The organism is Bacillus sp. FSL M8-0256, from assembly GCF_038005765.1.
Taxonomy (GTDB): Bacteria; Bacillota; Bacilli; order Bacillales; family Bacillaceae; genus Bacillus; species Bacillus safensis.
In genome coordinates this window covers 707,421-727,261 of sequence record NZ_JBBOTU010000001.1, presented here as the reverse complement: position 1 = coordinate 727,261, position 19,841 = coordinate 707,421, and the positions used below count along the sequence as shown (strand labels likewise).

At 45.6% G+C, this 19,841-nt stretch carries 19 protein-coding genes; 1 reads left to right on the top strand and 18 read right to left on the bottom strand.

Translation table 11 applies throughout. The features are described 5' to 3' along the window. Window positions 1-29 precede the first annotated feature (29 nt). From NSQ76_RS03735 to NSQ76_RS03720, 4 genes are read right to left on the bottom strand one after another with little or no spacing between them, the layout of a single operon-like run. The gene (locus tag NSQ76_RS03735; protein ID WP_341052492.1) at window positions 30-1,295 is read right to left on the bottom strand and encodes a peptidase; all 1,266 of its coding nucleotides are present in this window, start codon (window positions 1,293-1,295) and stop codon (window positions 30-32) included. 15 nt (window positions 1,296-1,310) lie between these two features. Continuing rightward, entirely contained in the window at window positions 1,311-1,976 is a 666-nt protein-coding gene (locus NSQ76_RS03730) for a 3-oxoacid CoA-transferase subunit B (RefSeq protein ID WP_024424520.1), read from the bottom strand. Beyond that, complete coding sequence (locus NSQ76_RS03725; RefSeq protein ID WP_341052489.1) at window positions 1,952-2,638, bottom strand: CoA transferase subunit A; 687 nt, start codon at window positions 2,636-2,638, stop codon at window positions 1,952-1,954. The genes NSQ76_RS03730 and NSQ76_RS03725 overlap by 25 nt, the downstream gene beginning before the upstream one ends. 12 nt (window positions 2,639-2,650) lie before the next feature. Continuing rightward, the gene (locus NSQ76_RS03720) at window positions 2,651-4,015 is read right to left on the bottom strand and encodes an aspartate aminotransferase family protein (protein WP_024426693.1); all 1,365 of its coding nucleotides are present in this window, start codon (window positions 4,013-4,015) and stop codon (window positions 2,651-2,653) included. Between the two features lie 191 nt (window positions 4,016-4,206). Between NSQ76_RS03720 and NSQ76_RS03715 the strand changes: the two genes are divergently transcribed. Beyond that, the gene (locus NSQ76_RS03715; RefSeq protein WP_125587214.1) at window positions 4,207-5,865 is read left to right on the top strand and encodes a PucR family transcriptional regulator; all 1,659 of its coding nucleotides are present in this window, start codon (window positions 4,207-4,209) and stop codon (window positions 5,863-5,865) included. Here NSQ76_RS03715 and ablB read toward each other — a convergent pair. The 14 genes from ablB to purE form a co-directional block, all read right to left on the bottom strand. Continuing rightward, window positions 5,860-6,705: a putative beta-lysine N-acetyltransferase gene (ablB, locus tag NSQ76_RS03710; protein WP_111927664.1), complete on the bottom strand. Its 846-nt coding sequence runs from the start codon at window positions 6,703-6,705 to the stop codon at window positions 5,860-5,862. The genes NSQ76_RS03715 and ablB overlap by 6 nt on opposite strands. A gap of 21 nt (window positions 6,706-6,726) precedes the next feature. Next, window positions 6,727-6,921, bottom strand: a complete 195-nt coding sequence (locus NSQ76_RS03705) for a hypothetical protein (RefSeq protein WP_024424515.1) — start codon at window positions 6,919-6,921, stop codon at window positions 6,727-6,729. Between the two features lie 111 nt (window positions 6,922-7,032). Continuing rightward, on the bottom strand, window positions 7,033-8,307 hold the full coding sequence (purD, locus tag NSQ76_RS03700) for a phosphoribosylamine--glycine ligase (protein ID WP_248351197.1): 1,275 nt from the start codon (window positions 8,305-8,307) through the stop codon (window positions 7,033-7,035). Window positions 8,308-8,319: 12 nt separating this feature from the next. Next, the gene (purH, locus tag NSQ76_RS03695; protein ID WP_341052475.1) at window positions 8,320-9,858 is read right to left on the bottom strand and encodes a bifunctional phosphoribosylaminoimidazolecarboxamide formyltransferase/IMP cyclohydrolase; all 1,539 of its coding nucleotides are present in this window, start codon (window positions 9,856-9,858) and stop codon (window positions 8,320-8,322) included. A 15-nt stretch (window positions 9,859-9,873) separates the two neighbouring features. Then, window positions 9,874-10,443, bottom strand: coding sequence for a phosphoribosylglycinamide formyltransferase (purN, locus tag NSQ76_RS03690; RefSeq protein WP_024424512.1), 570 nt, complete (start codon window positions 10,441-10,443; stop codon window positions 9,874-9,876). After that, entirely contained in the window at window positions 10,440-11,480 is a 1,041-nt protein-coding gene (purM, locus tag NSQ76_RS03685; RefSeq protein WP_024424511.1) for a phosphoribosylformylglycinamidine cyclo-ligase, read from the bottom strand. The genes purN and purM overlap by 4 nt, the downstream gene beginning before the upstream one ends. A 96-nt stretch (window positions 11,481-11,576) precedes the next feature. Beyond that, window positions 11,577-13,007 (bottom strand): amidophosphoribosyltransferase, encoded by a 1,431-nt coding sequence (gene purF / locus NSQ76_RS03680; RefSeq protein WP_341052473.1) that lies wholly within the window; start codon window positions 13,005-13,007, stop codon window positions 11,577-11,579. After that, complete coding sequence (purL, locus tag NSQ76_RS03675) at window positions 12,983-15,214, bottom strand: phosphoribosylformylglycinamidine synthase subunit PurL (RefSeq protein WP_044335226.1); 2,232 nt, start codon at window positions 15,212-15,214, stop codon at window positions 12,983-12,985. Before purL ends, purF begins: the two co-directional genes overlap by 25 nt. Further along, window positions 15,198-15,881, bottom strand: coding sequence for a phosphoribosylformylglycinamidine synthase subunit PurQ (purQ, locus tag NSQ76_RS03670; protein ID WP_024424510.1), 684 nt, complete (start codon window positions 15,879-15,881; stop codon window positions 15,198-15,200). Before purQ ends, purL begins: the two co-directional genes overlap by 17 nt. Further along, a complete protein-coding gene (gene purS / locus NSQ76_RS03665; protein WP_003214349.1) occupies window positions 15,878-16,132 on the bottom strand; it encodes a phosphoribosylformylglycinamidine synthase subunit PurS in 255 nt (84 codons plus the stop codon). The genes purQ and purS overlap by 4 nt, the downstream gene beginning before the upstream one ends. Beyond that, window positions 16,125-16,847: a phosphoribosylaminoimidazolesuccinocarboxamide synthase gene (purC, locus tag NSQ76_RS03660; RefSeq protein WP_151040312.1), complete on the bottom strand. Its 723-nt coding sequence runs from the start codon at window positions 16,845-16,847 to the stop codon at window positions 16,125-16,127. The genes purS and purC overlap by 8 nt, the downstream gene beginning before the upstream one ends. 72 nt (window positions 16,848-16,919) lie before the next feature. After that, window positions 16,920-18,215, bottom strand: a complete 1,296-nt coding sequence (purB, locus tag NSQ76_RS03655; protein WP_008355754.1) for an adenylosuccinate lyase — start codon at window positions 18,213-18,215, stop codon at window positions 16,920-16,922. After that, window positions 18,212-19,354, bottom strand: a complete 1,143-nt coding sequence (purK, locus tag NSQ76_RS03650) for a 5-(carboxyamino)imidazole ribonucleotide synthase (protein WP_341052463.1) — start codon at window positions 19,352-19,354, stop codon at window positions 18,212-18,214. Before purK ends, purB begins: the two co-directional genes overlap by 4 nt. Continuing rightward, on the bottom strand, window positions 19,347-19,835 hold the full coding sequence (purE, locus tag NSQ76_RS03645; RefSeq protein ID WP_024424506.1) for a 5-(carboxyamino)imidazole ribonucleotide mutase: 489 nt from the start codon (window positions 19,833-19,835) through the stop codon (window positions 19,347-19,349). The genes purK and purE overlap by 8 nt, the downstream gene beginning before the upstream one ends. Window positions 19,836-19,841: the final 6 nt, after the last annotated feature.

Here is a 19,841-nt window from a genome sequence, read left to right as displayed (position 1 = left end):
AGCCTTCTTTTTTTGTGATCATTTTCATCTCATTCCGCTGCTTCACACCATTCTACTATTGTACCTGCAATAATTTCTGCTGCTTCAATCACATGCTCAATGTCAATGGATTCATTCGGAAAATGGGCAAGCTCCGTTGTTCCAGGTCCAAACACGATGATCGGAATACCAGCCGCCTGTGACAGTAATCCGCCGTCCGTTCCCCAAGGGGCGGCTTCGATCTTCGGCGGCTGCTTCATGACCGCTTCATATTGTTCCTTCAATAAACCTAAAAGCGGATGATCTGTATCGATTGAACCCGGAAGCCATCTTGCACCAAACCATTCGACCTCAACAGGATGTTCTTGGAACCATTCATCTTTTTCTCCGAGTCCTGCCATCCAATTTTCTAATTCCTTCTCTGCCTGTTCTACCGTTTCACCTGGCATCACCCCGAGCCTGCCTTCCATTGTGACAAGGTCTGCTACAGAGGATGGCCAATCACCGCCTTGAATTTTCCCGATATTGATTGGGATCGGGATTGGGATATGCTGAAACAGCGGCTCAGTGATTCGCTGATTTCTTTCTTCTTCAAGTGCCGCTATATGTGAAAGGACTATCGTGCTCTTTTCAATAGCAGAAACGCCGTGATATCTTGTTCCGCCATGAGCAGCCCTTCCTTTAATATGCAGTCTGAACCATTTAGATCCTTGCTGAATCGGAAAGATTTTCATATGACTTGGCTCTGGAATGATGGCTGCATCTGCTGTATATCCTCTCAGTATGGCTGCAAGGGTGCCTGCGCCGCCGCTCTCTTCTTCGACAACACTATGAAACACGACATCTCCCTTCAGCGGAATCTGAAGCGCATGCAGTGCTTCAAGTGCAAAGAGTAAAGAAACGTTTCCACCTTTCATATCTGTTGCCCCGCGTCCATAAAGTCTCCCGTTTATGATATGCCCGCTGTAGGGCGGATATGTCCATTGTTTGTGATCACCTGCCGGGACAACATCCACATGCCCATTTAATAAAATAGATTTGCCTCCGCCTTTACCTTTCAATCGTCCGGCGACATTGGGACTTCCTTTAAAGGAACGCCTCGGGGAATAAAAATACGGGTGGTTCAGCAATTCTTCCCCGCCAATGTCCCATACGTCAACATCAAAGCCAATGGCAGAAAGTTTATTTGCTACGATTTGCTGTACCTCTTGCTCATTTCCTTGTATGCTGTCACATTGCACCATTTGCTGAAGAAGCGTCACGGCTTCCTCCTTATGCTCTTTCATCCATTTTCTGATACGTGTGGTTGGCTGCAAAGTCGGTCATCCTTTCTACACAACAGATTTGACATCAGGCGCTAAAATGAGCGGCGCCTCTGTCGCCCTCATGACATCTTCCGGCTGAAACGGCGGCATGACTTCACGCAAAATGAGCAGCTGTGATTTGACTTCAATGACTGCCATATCCGTAATAATCAGATCTACACAAGACTTAGCAGTTAAGGGCAGCGTGCAGGCTGCTTTTATCTTAGATTGTCCATGTTTATCAAGGTGGCTCATCACAACCACCACCTTTTTCGCTTTTTGCGCAAGTTCAATGGCTCCACCCATACCCGGCACTCGTTTCCCTGGCACAATCCAATTGGCAAGATCCCCATGACTGCTGACTTCAAGTGCACCTAAAATGGTCATATCCAGCATCCCTTTGCGAATGATGCCAAAAGCGGTTGTGCTGTCCATATATGATCCGCCTTTTGTTAACGTAATGGGAAAACCCCCGGCATTGCACAAATTCGGATCTTCTTCCCCTTGTGCTGGTGAAGCGCCTGCCCCCATAATGCCGTTTTCTGCATGCAGCCAAACGTTGTAATGCGCTGGAATGTAATCAGCCGCAAGGGTTGGGATTCCGATCCCAAGATTCACAATCATGCCATCTTCAATTTCCTGTGCCGCGCGTTTGGCTATGCGGTGTCTTAAATCGATGTCTCCCATGCCCATGTCCAGTTCACTCCTTTTGATTGCACGATCTGGTTCACAAATACGCCTGGTGTGACGATTTCCTCTGGATGAAGCCTGCCCACAGGCACAATCTCTTCTACTTCCGCAATGGTCCAGTCTCCTGCCATCGCCACAATCGGGTTTGTATTCCGTGCACTTTTATCAAAAATCAGGTTGCCTGCTTCATCTGCTTTGAGGGCATTCACAATCGCGATATCCGCAGTCAGTGCAGGCTCAAGAATATACTTCTTTCCATCCAGCTGAACCAATTGTTTCTCATCAAGATTGAGACTATCCATGCCGACATCTGTCACAATGCCCACTAAACCCATCCCGCCTGCCCTGATCTTTTCTGCTAGGATGCCCTGCGGGTAAAAAAGAACATCTAGTGTACCCGCCTGCATTTTCTGCCCGGCAATTGGATTTGAGCCAATATGAGAGGCAATGATTTTCTTCACTCTTCCTTCTGTGATCAGCCTGCCAACACCGATTTGCGGGAAACCTGCATCGTTTCCGATCAATGTCAGGTCTTTAATATTGGCTTCTAGGATGGCATCGATCAATGTTGGCGGGGAGCCTACACCGCCAAACCCGCCAAACATAATGGTCATTCCGTCTCTAAAATGCGTGATGACTTGATCAAAGTTCGCTGTTTTGTTCATCCTCTTTCCTCCCTACATGGCAGATGGGAAAAACCCTCGATTGATGACTTCTTGTTCGACCTGTGTCATTGTCTGCCCGAATAAATGAATCAGTTCATCCATCTCCTGCTGCGTGATGGAAAGCGGCGGTGCGATCATGACTGCTGCACCTCCTACGCCATCCTCTCCAGCGCTTGCTGGGTAAACAAGCAAACCATTTTGCTTGGCCGTCTCCACAACTAAATGTGTCATTTGAGCATGGGCAGGAAATGGTGTTTTCGATAATCGGTCTGCGACAAATTCAATGCCAATGAGCAGCCCCTTTCCTCTCACATCTCCTATGATGGAATGTTTTGTTTGCAAATCCTTTAAAGCATTCATTAAATATCGGCCAGACAGATCAGCCCGTTCTGAAAGCTGGTGTTTTTTCATATATCGAATGACAGCCAGTGAGACGGCTGCTGAAAGCGGATTGCCGCTATAAGTGTGGCCTGCCATCACAGAGCCCGAACCGCTGAGAATCGGTGCAATCACATGATCCGCTGAGACAGCTGCCGCAATCGGTGAATAGCCGGCGCTCATGCCTTTTCCGAGTACCATAATATCTGGTACGACGCCCCAATGTTCCATGGCAAACATTTTCCCAGTTCGTCCAAAGCCTGTCATGACTTCATCTGCAATCATTAAAATATCGTTTTCCTCACAAACTCGCTTCATCGCCGCAAAATATCCATCTGGCGGAACAAGCGCCGCGCCCGCTGCTCCAACAATCGGCTCTGCAATAAAAGCCGCAATCCTCTCTTTTCCTATACGCTGGATGACAGTTTTAAATTCCTGTACATACCATTCGACCTGCTTGCTTTCTTCCTTTGGCAGCCACGAACGATAGCTGTATGGCGGAGACAGCACCGGGTGTTTTTCGAGCAGTGGTTCAAAGCGCTCTCTCCTTGCAATATGTCCTGACATCGACAGCGCACCGAGTGTGATGCCGTGATAACTCATCCATCTTGAGATGATGTGATTCTTCTCAGCCTTCCCCTGCTCCTGCCAATGCTGAATGGCTATTTTCATGGCGGTTTCTGTTGCCTCTGATCCGCTTCCGACAAAAAAAGACCAGTTCAGGTTCCCTGGGCAGAGTGTACTCAATTCATAGGCAAGTTCTTCTGCTGGTTCATTTGTGAATTGTGACCTGTACGTAAAGCTCACCTTTTCCGCTTGCTCTGTCATGGCATCAATGATGTCTCGTATGCCATGTCCAATACTCGCCGTGACAGCACCCGATGAGCCGTCTAAATATTTTTTCCCGTCCCGATCATATAAATAAATCCCCTCTCCTTTCACAGCCACAGGATAATGCTGATTCAACATTGGTTTGATTAAGTAATCCCGGGTCTCCACTTTGTCATTCCTCCCTCTCTCGTCAGCAGCTGCATCTTTCTTTTTTCATGAATCGCAAGAAAATTTTGTATACTTGTTATAAGATTAGCTTAATCAAGAGGGCAGTCATCCTCCATTCGCCACATGCCCGAATTTCACACGCATTTTTTATACATCGTGTATAAGAGTGTTCAAAAGGAGGTCATGAGTCTATGGCGATTCTCGTCAAAGATGCACTCTCGCTCGATATCATGAAGGAAACAAAGCTGCTTGCTGGGGAAAATGGACTAGACCGCCTCATTCAGTGGGTGACCATCGTGGAAATTATCGAAGATACTTCAAGGCTTTCAGAAGGGGAGCTGCTCGTCACAACCGGCTTTGGGCTTGCAGACAATCTAGAAAGGCGCGCCCGGCTTGAGGAGCTGATTCAATCTCAACGTCTATCGGCCATTGCGATTTATAAAGGCGTATACTTAACGGAAATTCCGGCATCACTGATCGAAGCTGCCAAAAACAGCGGCATTCCACTCATCGAGATTCCTTCACATGTCAACTTCTCAGACATTACTAAAGCCGTCCTAGAGCAAATCGTCAGCAGCCAGCTCCATCAGCTTAAATATTCTTCAGCTATTCACCAAAGACTGACCCATTTAAATGTCAGCAATAAAAATGTCACGCAAATTACAGATGAGCTGGCACACCTCACTTCGGCGAACATCGTTGTGCTTGATGTTTTTTTACATCAAACAGCAGCTCATCTCATCAAAGATGAAGTGACGTACTCTCCTGCTTTTGGCTTTATGACAGATCATGAACCAATCGAAACGACGCCTCTTCTCAAGCAGGCTGAGGAGAAAGGAAGGCTCGTTTATGACACGTGCGGTGCGTTTGTCCTCGCTGCATGCCCAGTGATTGCGATGGGCGATATTTTCGGATTTATTGTATCTTTAAAGAAAAAGGATGCGTGGCATCATCTCGACGCGATTGCCATCGAGCATGCCGGGGCGGTGTATGCGATTGAATGGCTGAAGCAAAAAGCCATTCAAGATACAGAAAACCAAATGCAAGGTCATTTGTTAGATGATATTTTGCAGCAGCAATACACAGAAGAAAGCTATGTGGTCGAACAGGCAACAAAGCTGCAATACGATATGAGCGATGAGCAGGTGGTCATCTACTTTCAATTTCAGCATCAGCACACACAGCTCGATCACCAAATGATGCAGCGTCTATCTCAATTGCTCACGTCGATATTTGAACGCAGACATATTCCTTTTTTACTTAAGACAAGGCTCGATTCTATTTTTGTTCTTACACCAGCAGGAAAAAAAGCGTTTCAAGAAGCGGAGTGGTATCGCGCAGCAGAAGAGTGCCGGAGCACTTGGTCTTATTTTTTTCCCGTCCATCCGATTGTGATTGGCATTGGGAGAGCCTATGACCAGATCGGTCTCTTTTCAAAAAGCGCGAAGGAAGCGCAGTATGCAGCAAGGCTTCTTCCGCTTTTAAAGACAGACGAATGCATCATTCATTATCAGAAGCTCGGCTTATACGGGATGCTGCTTGAAATGAATGAAGCGGGTATGAATTTGCATGACTTTTACGTGGAGCTGTTAAGTCCCTTGCTCTATACGAAAAAACAGGGCGCTGACCTGATCCATACACTCGAAGTGTATTTGGCACACAATGAAAATATTCAAAAATCTGCGGGGGAATTGTTTATTCATAGGCATACATTAAGCTACCGGCTGAAACAAATTGAAACGAGAACAGGCTGCAGCCTCAAATCCACGGATGATCGAATGAAGCTGCAGCTCAGTATCATGGCGTACCGCCTATCTGGTCTGCTTGATCAGATGAGAACCATTTCATGATTCATTCGGCGTTTTCACCCATAGATTCATATCTTCAATTTTGTCAAAAATATAACAGTTGTTTTGGAAACGCCCGGTATACGTATAGCCGAGCTGATAAAACACTTGGTTCATTCCATAGGACAGTGCACGTGCGAGAGAATAAAAGACATAGATGTGCATGGATTGAAGTTCTTTTTCGAGTGCTAGAATCAAATGATGCATGAATCCTAGTTTTCTGTATGATGGAAGGGTCGCACAATCTGTTAATTCCGCATGACCATACGGTGCATTGATTTCAGCGGATGCTGCACTCACAATGTGACCGTCATGTTCAACGGCATAAAAGACGGTCCCTTCCTCCATCACCTTTTGGATGTAATCTGGCTCATTCATTGGCGTAGGATACGTTTCAAAAACGGTATCATAGAGCTTTGCCAGCTTGTGAATATCCTGCGTATCTGCTTTCCTCATCACAAACTCATCCTGCCACGTGCCTTGGTCTTTTTTGAGAGGCTTTTCCTGAATAGACGCAACAATTTCATCTTCCTTCAGCCAATACGGGCTGTTCATCCGATCCTCCGTCAGAAAGAGCGACATGCCGTACGCATCACTTCCAAGAAAATAATGAGAAAACACGCCTTCAAGCCGAAAGCCTTTTTCTAAAAAAAGAGACATATGCTCACGCCTGACTTTCACAATGACCTTAGAAGCCTTGCAGTCTGCCGCTTCCTTAAGAACCGACTGAATCACATCCCGCACCCTGCCGCTGTAGTCATCCAAACGGATTCGCTCATTAAATGAATCAATACAGATCGAGGCAGAAAAACGCTCGTTCGCAAGTTCCTTCAATTGCACCATATACTCATCCTCTCTTATAAATCAGCTAATAAAAAAAATCCAAATGGAAAATGAAACAATGACGATACCAGAAAAAATCGACATGATCATATACCGAATGGCTGAGCCTTTTTTGGCTTTGTTTTGCTTTCTCGCTTCATACATGATGAGATTTGAGAACAGTATAAATAAAATAAGTAACACGATTGCAAATAGAATAATTCCTTGAATGACCATGCTGCCTCCTCATAAACTCGTCATCCCATACTACTTCTTCATATTCGAGCATCATCCCTTCTCATGAACAAAAAACACCTTTCCATCTCGTCAGATAGAAAGGTGTTTTGATTAAACGTTTTTCCCCGCAGCCTTCAGTGCACGGGCACCAATGTCACGGCGATAAAATAGACCTGGCTGTATGATTTCTTCAACCGCTTCATACACTCTTGATCTTGCCGCTTCAAATGTGTCGTCAAATGCGGTCACATTCGCTACACGGCCGCCATTTGTGACGAATTGATCGTTTTCTTTTTTTGTTCCTGCGTGGAAGGTCACAACATCAGACACAGTCGTTTGCAAGGCACCGATCGGTGTGCCTTTTGCATAGTCTTCCGGGTATCCTTCTGATGCAAGAACCACACTGACAGCCGCAGTGTCTTTCCACTGTAAGTCCACATCTTTTCCATCAAGAATATCGAGGAATACTTGGACTAGATCTGATTCAAGTCGAGGGAGAACCACCTGCGTTTCAGGGTCGCCAAAGCGTGCATTGAATTCAATCACCTTGGAGCCTTCTGGTGTCAGCATTAAACCTGCATATAAAATGCCTGTAAATGGACGCCCTTCCTGCACCATCGCGCGAGCTGCCGGTTTCACAACATCTTCCACGGCTTTCTGAACCACTTCATCTGAAATTTGCGGAACTGGTGAATAAGCGCCCATTCCGCCAGTGTTCGGCCCTTTGTCATCTTCAAAGGCCCGTTTGTGATCCTGCGCAATCACCATCGGGTACACCTTGTCTCCGTTGACAAAGGCCATGAGTGAAAATTCTTCGCCTGTTAAAAATTCTTCGATGACAACAGATGCACTTGCATCGCCAAACTTTTCATCCTCTAAGAAATCATGCAGACAATCGACCGCCTCTTCCAGCGTCATGGCCACTGTGACGCCTTTCCCTGCGGCAAGTCCGTCTGCTTTAATGACAATCGGCGCACCCTTTTCTTCTACATATGCTTTTGCTTCTTCAAACGATGTAAAGGCAGCGTAAGCGGCTGTTGGGATATCGTAGTTCTTCATTAAGTCTTTTGCAAATTCCTTTGAGCCTTCAATGACCGCAGCTTTTGCATTCGGTCCAAATACTTTTAGACCTGCTTCTTCAAATGCATCAACGATACCTGCGATTAAAGGAACCTCTGGACCGACAATGGTTAAGCCGATTTCGTTTTCTTTTGCAAAACGAATTAATGACTCATGATCGCCTTCGTCGATTGGTACAAGCTTCGCAGCATCTGTCATTCCATCATTGCCGGGTGCGACAAATACTTGGCTGACAAGTTCACTTTGATTCACTTTCCATGCGATGGTATGCTCTCTTCCGCCTCTGCCGATAATTAATACGTTCACACTGTCATCCCCTTAATGTTTGAAATGTCTAACGCCAGTGAAGACCATGGCGATGCCGTATTCATCTGCTTTTTGAATCGATTCTTCATCACGAATAGATCCGCCTGGCTGAATGATCGCTGTGACGCCTGCCTTTGCAGCAGCTTCCACTGTATCGCCCATTGGGAAGAATGCATCAGAGCCTAGTGCGCTTCCTTTTGCCTTTTCACCAGCTTGCTCAATTGCAATGTTAGCTGAGCCCACGCGGTTCATTTGACCAGCACCGATTCCTGCTGTCATTTGATCTTTCGCAAGGACAATAGCATTTGATTTCACATGCTTGACTACTTTCCAAGCAAGTTTTAAGTCTTTCCATTCGTCTTCTGTTGGTTCTCTTTTCGTTGGAATAGAAATCGTTGCTTCCTCTAAGCCGTACGTGTCAATATCCTGAACAAGCAGTCCGCCATGAACACTTGTCAGCTGTTTTTCTTTTTTCCCAAGATCCGTTTCTACATCTAATGTTAATAGACGAAGATTCTTTTTCGCTGTTAACACGTCAAGTGCTTCTTGGCTGAACGATGGGGCGATGACAATTTCTAAGAAAATCGTATGCAGCACCTCAGCCGTTTGTTTGTCTACTTCACGGTTAAGTGCCACAATGCCGCCAAAAATAGACGTCTCATCTGCTTTAAATGCTCTGTCAAATGCTTCTGCAATCGTTTCTCCTGTACCAACGCCGCACGGGTTCATATGCTTCACAGCGACAGCTGCTGGCTCCGTGAATTCACGTACAATTTGAAGAGCGGCATCTGCATCTTTGATATTGTTGTAGGAAAGTTCTTTTCCATGTAATTGCTTTGCAGTAGCCAAAGAACCTTTGGCTGGAAGAGCATTTTCATAGAAAGTCGCCGCTTGGTGCGGGTTTTCTCCATAACGAAGGGATTGTTTTTTCTCAAACGTGACAGTGAACTGTTCTGGCTCTGTTTCGCCAACAAAGTTTGTTAAGTAATCCGCAATCAGAGCATCGTAAGCAGCCGTATGACGGAATACCTTTGCAGCGAGCTCACGTTTTTTCTCGAGTGACACGCCGCCTTCTTTGATTTGCTGGATGACTGTATCATAGTCACGAGGATCGACAATCACTGTGACGTCTTGGTGGTTTTTTGATGCTGCACGAAGCATTCCCGGTCCGCCAATATCAATGTTTTCAATCGCTTCTTCATACGTCACATCTTCTTTTGAGATTGTCTCTTTGAATGGATAGAGATTCACGACAACAAGATCAATCGGCTGAATGCCATGCTTCTCAATCTGTGCCATATGCTCATCGTTTTCTCTCACTGCTAAAAGTCCGCCATGAATGTTCGGGTGAAGTGTTTTGAGTCGTCCGTCCATGATTTCAGGGAATCCAGTGACTTCTGAAATTCCAATGACATCAATGCCGTTCTCTTGAAGAAGCTTATGTGTACCTCCAGTTGAAATCACTTCAACGCCAAGTTCTGTTAATTCTTTCACAAAAGGTACAAGATTCGTTTTATCGGAAACACTGATTAATGCGCGTTTGATCGTCATGCCTTCGTCACCTCATTAAGATAATTCTAAAAGTGATTTGATCACTTTTGGATATAGTGTGTGTTCTAGTTCATGCATTCTTTTTTCAATCGATTCAAGCTCTTCCCCTTGTTCGATATAAATCGCGGCTTGGTCAATAATCGGGCCGGTATCCATACCTTCGTCGACAAAATGGACGGTGATGCCCGCCACTTTGACGCCTGCTTGATAGGCTTGTCCAATAGCATCCAGCCCTGGGAAGGCTGGCAGCAAGGACGGGTGGATATTGACAATTTTCCCTCTGAATGCTTCAAGTAATGTCGGACCAATCAGTCTCATATACCCAGCAAGGAAAATCCATTCCACTTCATGCAGCCTAAGCTGTTCAATGATCGTTTGTTCAAAAGCGGCTTTATTCGGAAAAGCCTTCGGGGTAAAGGCAAAGGAGGGAATGCCCTCTTTCTCAGCACGCTCCAGCACCTTTGCACCCGGTTTATCACAAATCACAATGGCGGCCTCTGCCTGCCACTGTTCTTTTTTTAATGTATCCATAATGGCTTGAAAATTCGTCCCGCTTCCAGAGGCGAAGATCGCAAACTTCTTCATGAGAGGCTTCCACCGCCGAATGTGACACCTTCTCCTTTTTGAACACGGCCGATGAGAAATGCTTTCTCTCCGTCTTCTTCAAGTCCTCTGATCACTTCGACAAGGTCATCTTCTTTTACCGCTAAGACAAAACCAATGCCCATATTAAACACGTTGAACATTTCTTCTGCCTTTAACTGTCCTTTTTCTTGAATAAAGGAGAAAATTGGCGGTACTGGCCATGAGCCGTTATCAATCTCAACGCCAAGCCCTTCAGGCAGCATACGCGGTAAATTTTCAATAAAGCCGCCGCCTGTTACATGTGCCATGCCGTCAATCTTGCCGGCTTTCACTTGTTTGAGAACAGGCTTCACATAAATTTTGGTCGGTTCAAGAAGCTCTTCTCCAAGCGGTCTTGTAAAAGGTTCATACGTTTGATGCAGATCCAGACCAGCGTCTTCCAGCAATACTTTACGAACGAGAGAGTACCCATTGCTATGAATTCCGCTTGAGCTGAGTCCAATAAGCAAGTGCCCCTCTTTGATGCTCTCTCCTGTCACGATTTCATCCTTTTCAACGACGCCTACTGAAAAACCAGCAATATCATATTCATCTTCTGTGTAAAGACCCGGCATTTCTGCTGTTTCTCCGCCGACAAGCGCTGAACCAGACTGCTCACAGCCGTCAGCCACACCTTTGACGATTGATTCAATTTTTATCGGATCTGCTTTACCAACTGCTAGGTAATCTAAGAAAAAGAGCGGCTCTGCCCCTTGTGCCAGCACATCGTTCACACACATTGCCACGGCATCAACACCGATCGTATCGTGTTGATCCATTAAAAAGGCAAGCTTTAATTTTGTTCCGACACCATCTGTTCCTGAGACAAGAACGGGCTTTTTGTATGGCAGCTCAGATAAATCAAACATACCGCCAAATCCGCCTAGAGCACCCATGACGCCTGCTCTTTTTGTACGTTCTACGTGTGTTTTCATTCGTTTGACGGCTTCGTATCCTGCTTCGATGTCGACACCGGCGTTTTTATATGCTTCTGACATCCCATTCACTCCTTTTAGCTGCTTCTCTTCCATTTATTTTCAGCAGAATGAAAGAGCAGCATATCAAATCATCTTGACTGCTGCTCCTTTATTCGATTATTTCGTCAGTGCTGTTTCCTTCACATGTGGAAGAACAGTATCTTCATAAATTTCAGTCGGGTATTTCCCAGTAAAGCATGCTAAACATTGACCGCGCTGCGGATCATCATACTTCCTGCCAATCCCGTCCATTAAACCGTCTACAGATAAAAATGCAATGGAGTCTGCACCGATTTCCTGTCTAATTTCTTCCACTGAATGAGAAGAAGCAATCAGCTCTTCATGTGTGGACGTATCAATTCCATAAAAACATGGATGTGCGATAGGCGGTGAACTAATGCGTACATGGACTTCCGTCGCACCCGCTTCTCTCAGCATCGTCACAATGCGGCGGCTCGTAGTTCCGCGTACGATGGAATCATCGACCATCACGACACGTTTTCCTTCGACGACCCCGCGCACAGCTGACAGCTTCATGCGCACGCCCTGCTCACGCAATGCTTGAGACGGCTGGATAAAGGTTCTGCCGACATAACGGTTTTTAATTAAACCGAGCTCATATGGAATACCTGTTGCTTCGGCATATCCAATCGCTGCAGAAATACTCGAATCTGGTACACCTGTCACGACATCTGCTTCGACATGCGCTTCCTCGGCAAGCTTTTTGCCAAGATTCTTTCTCGCACTATGCACGTTGATGCCGTTGATATTGCTGTCAGGTCTTGAGAAATAAATGTATTCCATGCTGCACATGCTGCGGTTAATGTTCATGGAGAAGCGTTCAGATTTCAGGCCTTCATCATTAATGATCAGCATTTCTCCAGGCTCAACATCTCGTAAATACGTGGCACCGACAACATCAAATGCACATGTTTCAGAAGCAACAACATATGCGTCCCCAAGCATACCAAGTGAAAGCGGACGTAAGCCGTTCGGATCAAGAGCCACAATCATTTCTGTTTCCGTCATAATTAAGAAAGCATATGCGCCTTTAAGCATGGACAGGGCATTTTTGATCTGCTCTTTCAATTCAACATAGCCGCTGCGCTTAATTAAATGAGCAAGCACTTCAGTGTCAGAAGATGTTTGGAATATACTCCCTTGGTTCTCTAGCTGCTGCTTTAATTGCGTTGCATTCACTAAGTTCCCATTATGAGCAAGGGCAAGACTGCCGTTGTTTTGCGAGCGGAAGAAGAGGGGCTGCACATTTTCAAAGCCGCCTCCGCCTGCTGTCGCATACCGAACGTGTCCGATCGCACCTTTTCCTTTCAAATCCTTTAGCTCACCGTTTTGAAAGACTTCCGTAATCAGTCCAAGGCCTTTATGTGCCGTCATGTTTTCACCATCTGTTGCAATGATTCCCGCACCTTCTTGTCCTCGGTGCTGAAGACTATGCAATCCGTAATATGTGATTTGCGGGGCTTCTTCGTGTCCCCAAACCCCAAAGACGCCACACTCTTCGTTTAAGCCTCTGATTTCAGCAAGCATGGGATCGCTCCTTTCCATGCGCGTTCAAGCTCGTTGACCGCTGCATGAATCCATTGTTGTCCTTCTTGATTTTTGACAGTGAATACCCCATCATTTGTGACCGTTCCAACTTCTTTCGCATCTTTGACAGCCGCAGCAAACGCTTCGCGGTGCTCTGGTTTCACTGTGACGACAAAACGTGACTGTGTTTCACTGAATAATGAAGCTTCGCTGTTTAGATCAATTTGGATATGAGCGCCAAGACCGTCTGTTCCAAATGTACTTTCAGCAAGTGCAACACCAAGACCGCCTTCAGACACATCGTGTGCTGATTGAACAAGTCCGTTTTGAATCGCAGCAAGAAGGGCTTCCTGACGAGTGAGCTCTACATCCAAATCAATTTCTGGTGCTTTTCCGTAAATACGGCCTTCTGTCATCTTTTGAAGCTCACTGCCTGCGAATTCTTCCTTCGTCTCACCAATGACAAAAATCACATCGCCAGCCTGCTGGAACGACTGCGTCGTAATATGAGCTGTATCTTCCACCAAACCAACCATCCCAATGACTGGTGTTGGGTAAATGGCTGTTCCATTTGATTCGTTATATAATGAGACGTTACCACCGATAACTGGTGTGCTTAGCTTGCGGCATGCTTCGCTAATACCGTCAGCAGATTTTTCAATTTGCCAGAAAATTTCTGGTTTTTCTGGGTTACCGAAGTTCAGGTTATCTGTTACTGCAAGCGGACGAGCGCCTGAGCACACAATGTTACGTGCTGCTTCTGCGACTGCGATTTTCCCGCCGACCTCTGGATCAAGGTAGAGATAACGTGCGTTACAATCGGTTGTCATCGCAAGGGCTTTTTTCGTTCCGCGGATTCTTAAAACGCCCGCATCAGAGCCTGGTGCAACGACTGTATTTGTCCGAACCATGTAGTCATATTGATCATAAACCCATTCTTTACTTGCAATTGTCGGCTGCTGAAGGAGCTGCTTTAACGTGTCGGCTGCATCTGTGATAGCAGGTGCTTCAACTTTTGTTTCTAAAAACTCACGATAGTATGCAGGCTCACTTGATGGCTTGTGATAAACCGGCGCTTCTTCTGCAAGGGCATCAACAGGAAGCTCACATACTACTTCACCTTGATGAAGTAAACGAAGCATTTTATCGTCTGTCACATGACCGACTGATACCGCTTCAAGATCGTATTTTTCAAAAATATCAATGATTTCTTGTTCACGGCCTTTTTCAATGACCAGAAGCATTCTCTCTTGAGATTCAGACAGCATCATTTCGTATGCTGACATGCCTGTTTCACGCTGCGGGATAAGATCTAGATTCATCTCGATACCAGAACCTGCTTTACTCGCCATTTCCGCACTTGAGCTTGTCAAGCCAGCCGCTCCCATATCCTGAATTCCAACGAGTGCATCGTTTTTGATGACTTCAAGGCACGCTTCAAGCAGCAGTTTTTCCATGAACGGATCACCGACTTGAACTGCTGAGCGTTTTTCTTCTGATTCATCAGAAAATTCCTCAGATGCAAATGTTGCACCGTGAATTCCGTCACGTCCCGTTTTGGCACCAACGTACATGACCGTGTTGCCGACACCTTTTGCCTGCCCTTTTTTGATGTCTTCATGGTTGATTAATCCAACACACATTGCATTTACGAGCGGGTTGCCTTCATAGCTTTGATCGAAATGAACCTCTCCGCCGACTGTTGGAATTCCGATACAGTTTCCATAGCCTGCGATCCCTGCCACTACTTCTTCAAACAAGTACTTCACGCGCGGTGAAGTCAGTTCACCAAAACGAAGAGAGTTTAATACAGCAATTGGACGCGCACCCATGGAGAATACATCACGGATAATTCCGCCGACACCTGTCGCCGCTCCTTGATACGGTTCAATCGCAGATGGATGGTTATGTGATTCGATTTTAAATACAACCGCTTGGTTGTCTCCAATATCAACGATTCCAGCGCCTTCCCCAGGACCTTGAAGGACGTGCTCTCCTTTTGTCGGGAATTTGCTTAAAACAGGCTTTGAGTTTTTATAACTGCAATGCTCTGACCACATGACAGAAAAAATGCCCGTTTCTGTGTAGTTTGGCAGCCTGCCAATAATGGATTCGATTAAAGCGAATTCTTCATCACTCAATCCCATTTGCTGATACAATTTCTCTTCTTTAATTTGCTTGTGACTTGGTTCAAGCAGTAGTGACATGAGTGTCCCTCCAATTTTTCACGATAGATTGAAACAATTTAAGTCCGTCTGCGCTGCCTAGTAATGAATCAACCGCGCGCTCAGGGTGCGGCATCATGCCGAGTACATTGCCCTCTTCATTCGTTACACCTGCAATACGATTCACACTGCCGTTAATATCGTCTCCGTAAGTGAAAGCGATTTGGCCGCGTTCAATGAGCTTCGCTAAAGTGTCTTCGTCACAGTAGAAGTTGCCTTCACCGTGCGCTACAGGAATCGTAATGGATTCGCCTTTTTGATAACCGCTTGTAAATTGCGTTTCGTTGTTTTCTACAATGAGTTCAACTGGACGACAGATAAATTTCAAGTCTTTATTTCGTCTCATCGCACCCGGAAGAATGCCTAGCTCCTGAAGAATTTGGAACCCGTTACAAACACCAAGAACAGGTTTTCCTTCCTCAGCTGCTTTTTTCACCGCCGGCATGATGTTTGAGAAGCGGGCGATCGCACCACATCTTAAGTAATCCCCATAAGAGAAACCGCCTGGTACGAGTACACCGTCAAATCCGTCAAGACTCGTTTCGTCGTGCCATACATATTCAACTTGTTCACCTAGCTCATCTTGAATCGCATGGTACATATCGATATCACAGTTAGAGCCAGGCAAGACGATCACTGCAAACTTCACTGTGCGACAACCTCCTCCACCTCATAGCGGTAATCTTCAATCACCGTGTTGGCAAGTAATTTTTCGCACATTTCTTTGACGACTGTGTCTAAATCACGATCTGATTTTTCAATGACAAGCTCCATGTATTTCCCGATACGGACATCCTTTACTTCCTGATAAGACATGCTGTGCAAAGCGTGCTGCACGGCACTTCCTTGTGGATCAAGAACGCTCTCTTTTAAGCTGACAAAAATTTTCACTTTATACATGTTTATGGCCTCCAAGTCTTTTGAAAATTTCTTCGTATGCATTCGTTAAGCCGCCCAGGTTTCGTCTGAACACGTCTTTATCAAGCTTTTCGTTTGTATCTTTATCCCAAAGCCTGCACGTATCAGGTGAAATCTCATCAGCTAGCAAAATACGATTCTCGTGATCTATTCCGAATTCCAGCTTGAAATCAATTAAATTCACATGACAGTCTGAGAAGATTTGTTTTAACTCTTCATTCACTTGTCTTGTGATTTGTTTCATTTCCTCGACCTGCTCTGGTGTCGCTGCATGTAAAATCCGAATATGATCTTCTGTAATGAGCGGATCGCCGAGCGCATCATCTTTGTAGTAAAACTCAATCAAAGGTGTGTCCAGTTTCGTTCCCTCTGGAATGCCGAGGCGTTTTGACATACTGCCTGCCACTACATTTCGTACAACCACTTCAAGCGGAACAATCTGCACCTTTTGAATGAGCTGCTCTGTTTCAGAAAGGCGTTTCACAAAGTGATTGTTGATTCCTTTCTCATGCAGCATTTGAAAGATTAAGCTCGAAATTTCGTTGTTCAGTCTGCCTTTGCCTTCGATTTCGGCTTTCTTTTCGCCGTTAAATGCTGTAGCTGAGTCTTTATATTCGACATATAAAATATGCTCGTCATCGGTCTGATAGATTTTTTTCGCTTTGCCTTCGTAGAGAAGTTCTTGTTTCACAGTCATTCAGGTTGGCCTCCTAATTTGAATGTTGGCAATTTTCAGGATTAGGCGCCTGGCAAGCAGGCGGCCCATTTCTTACGCAAGACCTAGACGTTCGAAAATCATATCGACATTTTTCAAATGATAGTTGTAATCGAAGCAGTCAGCGATTTGTTCCGGTGTTAAACGTGACGTGATTTTTTCTTCTGCTTCTACTAATGAACGGAACGGCACTTGCTTCTCCCACGCTTCCATCGCCTTTGGCTGAACCGTGTCATATGCCTCTTCACGTGCCATACCTGTATCGATTAATGCAAGAAGAACGCGCTGTGAGTAAATCAAGCCAAGGGTGCGATCCATGTTGCGTTTCATGTTCTCAGGGAAAACCGTTAAGTTTTTCACGATGTTTGAGAAACGGTTGAGCATATAGTTCAGTGCAATCGTTGCATCTGGTAAAATGATGCGCTCAGCAGATGAATGAGAAATATCACGCTCATGCCAAAGCGGTACATTTTCATAAGCTGTCAGCATATATCCACGGATCACGCGGGCAATTCCCGTCATATTTTCAGAGCCGATTGGGTTACGCTTATGCGGCATCGCTGATGATCCTTTTTGTCCTTTGGCAAAGAACTCTTCTACTTCACGTGTTTCACTCTTTTGAAGGCCACGAATTTCAACAGCAAATTTCTCAATGCTCGTTGCGACTAAAGCAAGAGTAGCCATGTAATCTGCATGGCGGTCACGCTGCAAGGTTTGGGTTGAAATTGGTGCAGCTTTGATGCCAAGCTTCTCACATACATATTGCTCAACAAACGGGTCGATGTTCGCATATGTGCCAACAGCTCCAGAGATCTTGCCATATTCAATGCCAGCTTTTGCTTGTTTAAAACGTTCTAGGTTACGCTTCATTTCTTCGTACCAAAGAGCAAGCTTCAGGCCAAATGTTGTCGGTTCAGCGTGTACACCGTGTGTACGGCCCATCATGACGGTATATTTGTGCTCTTTTGCTTTTTCTTTTAGTATGTCAACAAATCTCTCAATGTCCTTGAGCAAGATATCGTTCGCCTGTTTTAATAGATATGAAAGCGCCGTATCCACTACGTCTGTCGATGTTAATCCGTAATGAACCCACTTTCTTTCTTCTCCTAGAGATTCAGAGACAGCACGCGTAAAGGCAACCACGTCGTGGCGCGTGTCTTGTTCAATCTCTAAAATACGTCCAATATCAAAGCTTGCATTTTTGCGCATTGTCACAACGTCTTCTTTCGGAATGACGCCAAGCTCTGCCCAAGCTTCACAAGCGAGAATTTCTACTTCAAGCCATGCATTAAATTTGTTTTCCTCTGTCCAGATTGCTGACATTTCTGGTCGTGCGTAACGTTCGATCATTTCCCGTTTCCTCCATCTCTTTCAGTCCATATCTTTGTGATGTTTGTCATCCACTCATCATCGAGCTGTTTCATAAACGTCATATGCCCCATTTTGCGGCCGGCTTTTACTTCATGCTTTCCATATAGATAAAGCTTCGCTTCTTTGAGAAGCTCAGGATGCTCTTTTGGAATGTCCACTTCATCGCCTAATAAATTCACCATCATTCCCTCTGATAAAAGGGCTGTACCGCCAAGCGGCAAACCACATATAGCGCGGACGTGCTGTTCAAACTGACTTGTCTCACATAAATCGAGTGTATAATGACCAGAATTATGCGGGCGTGGTGCCAGTTCATTGACGAGCAGCTTTCCGTCATTTGTCAGGAACAGTTCTACAGCAAGAGTACCAACCAGCCCCAGCTTTTCAGCCAGTGTTGTTGCCAGTTCTTTCGCCTTCTCCTGAATGCGGTTCTCTACCCTTGCAGGTACAATGCTTTGGAACAAAATATTATGCTTATGAATGTTCTCAGCGACTGGGAATACTGCAATCTCTCCATGAACAGAACGAGTGACGATCACTGATAGCTCCATTTGGAATGGAACCCAGCTTTCTAAAATACAAGTTCCATGTGTGAGCAGTGCAGCTGCTTCCTGAAGCTGTCCTTTTTCTTTAATGACGTACTGTCCTTTTCCGTCGTAGCCGCCTCTGCATGTTTTCAGCACGGCTGGCAAACCGAGCACGTCCACTGCGTCTTCCAGCTCTTTTTCATCATGAATGATGCGGTAAGGCGCTACTTCACAGCCTGCGTCTACAATTCCTTTTTTCTCGGTCTCACGATTTTGAGTTAAAAGGAGAAGGTCGCTTCCTTGTGGTAAATAGGCTTCTTCCTTCAGCTGATTGAGTGCATCATAATCAATATTTTCAAACTCATAAGTCACCACATCGCTGATGTCTGCCAGCTTTCGAATCGCTTCAAGGTCACTATATGCGGCTGTGATTTCTTTATCGGCAACCTGTCCGCAAGGAGATTGTGCAACTGGGTCTAGAACTGCTGCCCGGTACCCCCTTTGCTTTGCGCTGACAGCCATGTATCTGCCAAGCTGTCCGCCGCCAATGATCCCGATGGTTGCGTTTGGAAAAATGGTCTGCTTAGCCAAGCTGATCACTGCTTTCTAGTACAGTCTGTTTTGTCTGTTCTCTTCTTTCTTCAAGGCGAGCTGCGACCTTTTCATCAAATGCTGAAATCATTTGTGCGGCAAGAAGGCCTGCATTTGTTGCACCGGCTTTGCCAATTGCTACTGTAGCAACTGGTACACCGCCTGGCATTTGAACGATGGATAATAAGGAATCCAGCCCGTTTAGTGCCTTTGATTGTACAGGCACACCAATGACCGGCAGTGTCGTTTTTGCTGCGACCATCCCCGGTAAATGTGCTGCGCCTCCAGCACCGGCAATGATGACCTTTAGTCCTTTACCTCTTGCTTCAGTCGCATATTCAAACATCAAGTCAGGTGTCCGGTGTGCGGATACTACCTGTTTTTCATACGGAATGTTTAATTCCTCTAAGATGTCGCACGCATTTTTCATTGTTTCCCAATCAGATGTACTTCCCATGATGACACCTACAAGCGGCTTCATTTTGTC

Excerpts from the sequence above, each read along its gene's own strand:
- NSQ76_RS03730 (WP_024424520.1), bottom strand. The coding sequence starts at position 1,976 with ATGGGCATGGGAGACATCGATTTAAGACACCGCATAGCCAAACGCGCG.
- NSQ76_RS03725 (WP_341052489.1), bottom strand. The coding sequence starts at position 2,638 with ATGAACAAAACAGCGAACTTTGATCAAGTCATCACGCATTTTAGAGAC.
- NSQ76_RS03715 (WP_125587214.1), top strand. The coding sequence starts at position 4,207 with ATGGCGATTCTCGTCAAAGATGCACTCTCGCTCGATATCATGAAGGAA.
- ablB (WP_111927664.1), bottom strand. The coding sequence starts at position 6,705 with ATGGTGCAATTGAAGGAACTTGCGAACGAGCGTTTTTCTGCCTCGATC.
- NSQ76_RS03705 (WP_024424515.1), bottom strand. The coding sequence starts at position 6,921 with ATGGTCATTCAAGGAATTATTCTATTTGCAATCGTGTTACTTATTTTA.
- purH (WP_341052475.1), bottom strand. The coding sequence starts at position 9,858 with ATGACGATCAAACGCGCATTAATCAGTGTTTCCGATAAAACGAATCTT.
- purN (WP_024424512.1), bottom strand. The coding sequence starts at position 10,443 with ATGAAGAAGTTTGCGATCTTCGCCTCTGGAAGCGGGACGAATTTTCAA.
- purM (WP_024424511.1), bottom strand. The coding sequence starts at position 11,480 with ATGTCAGAAGCATATAAAAACGCCGGTGTCGACATCGAAGCAGGATAC.
- purF (WP_341052473.1), bottom strand. The coding sequence starts at position 13,007 with ATGCTTGCTGAAATCAGAGGCTTAAACGAAGAGTGTGGCGTCTTTGGG.
- purL (WP_044335226.1), bottom strand. The coding sequence starts at position 15,214 with ATGTCACTACTGCTTGAACCAAGTCACAAGCAAATTAAAGAAGAGAAA.
- purS (WP_003214349.1), bottom strand. The coding sequence starts at position 16,132 with ATGTATAAAGTGAAAATTTTTGTCAGCTTAAAAGAGAGCGTTCTTGAT.
- purC (WP_151040312.1), bottom strand. The coding sequence starts at position 16,847 with ATGACTGTGAAACAAGAACTTCTCTACGAAGGCAAAGCGAAAAAAATC.
- purB (WP_008355754.1), bottom strand. The coding sequence starts at position 18,215 with ATGATCGAACGTTACGCACGACCAGAAATGTCAGCAATCTGGACAGAG.
- purE (WP_024424506.1), bottom strand. The coding sequence starts at position 19,835 with ATGAAGCCGCTTGTAGGTGTCATCATGGGAAGTACATCTGATTGGGAA.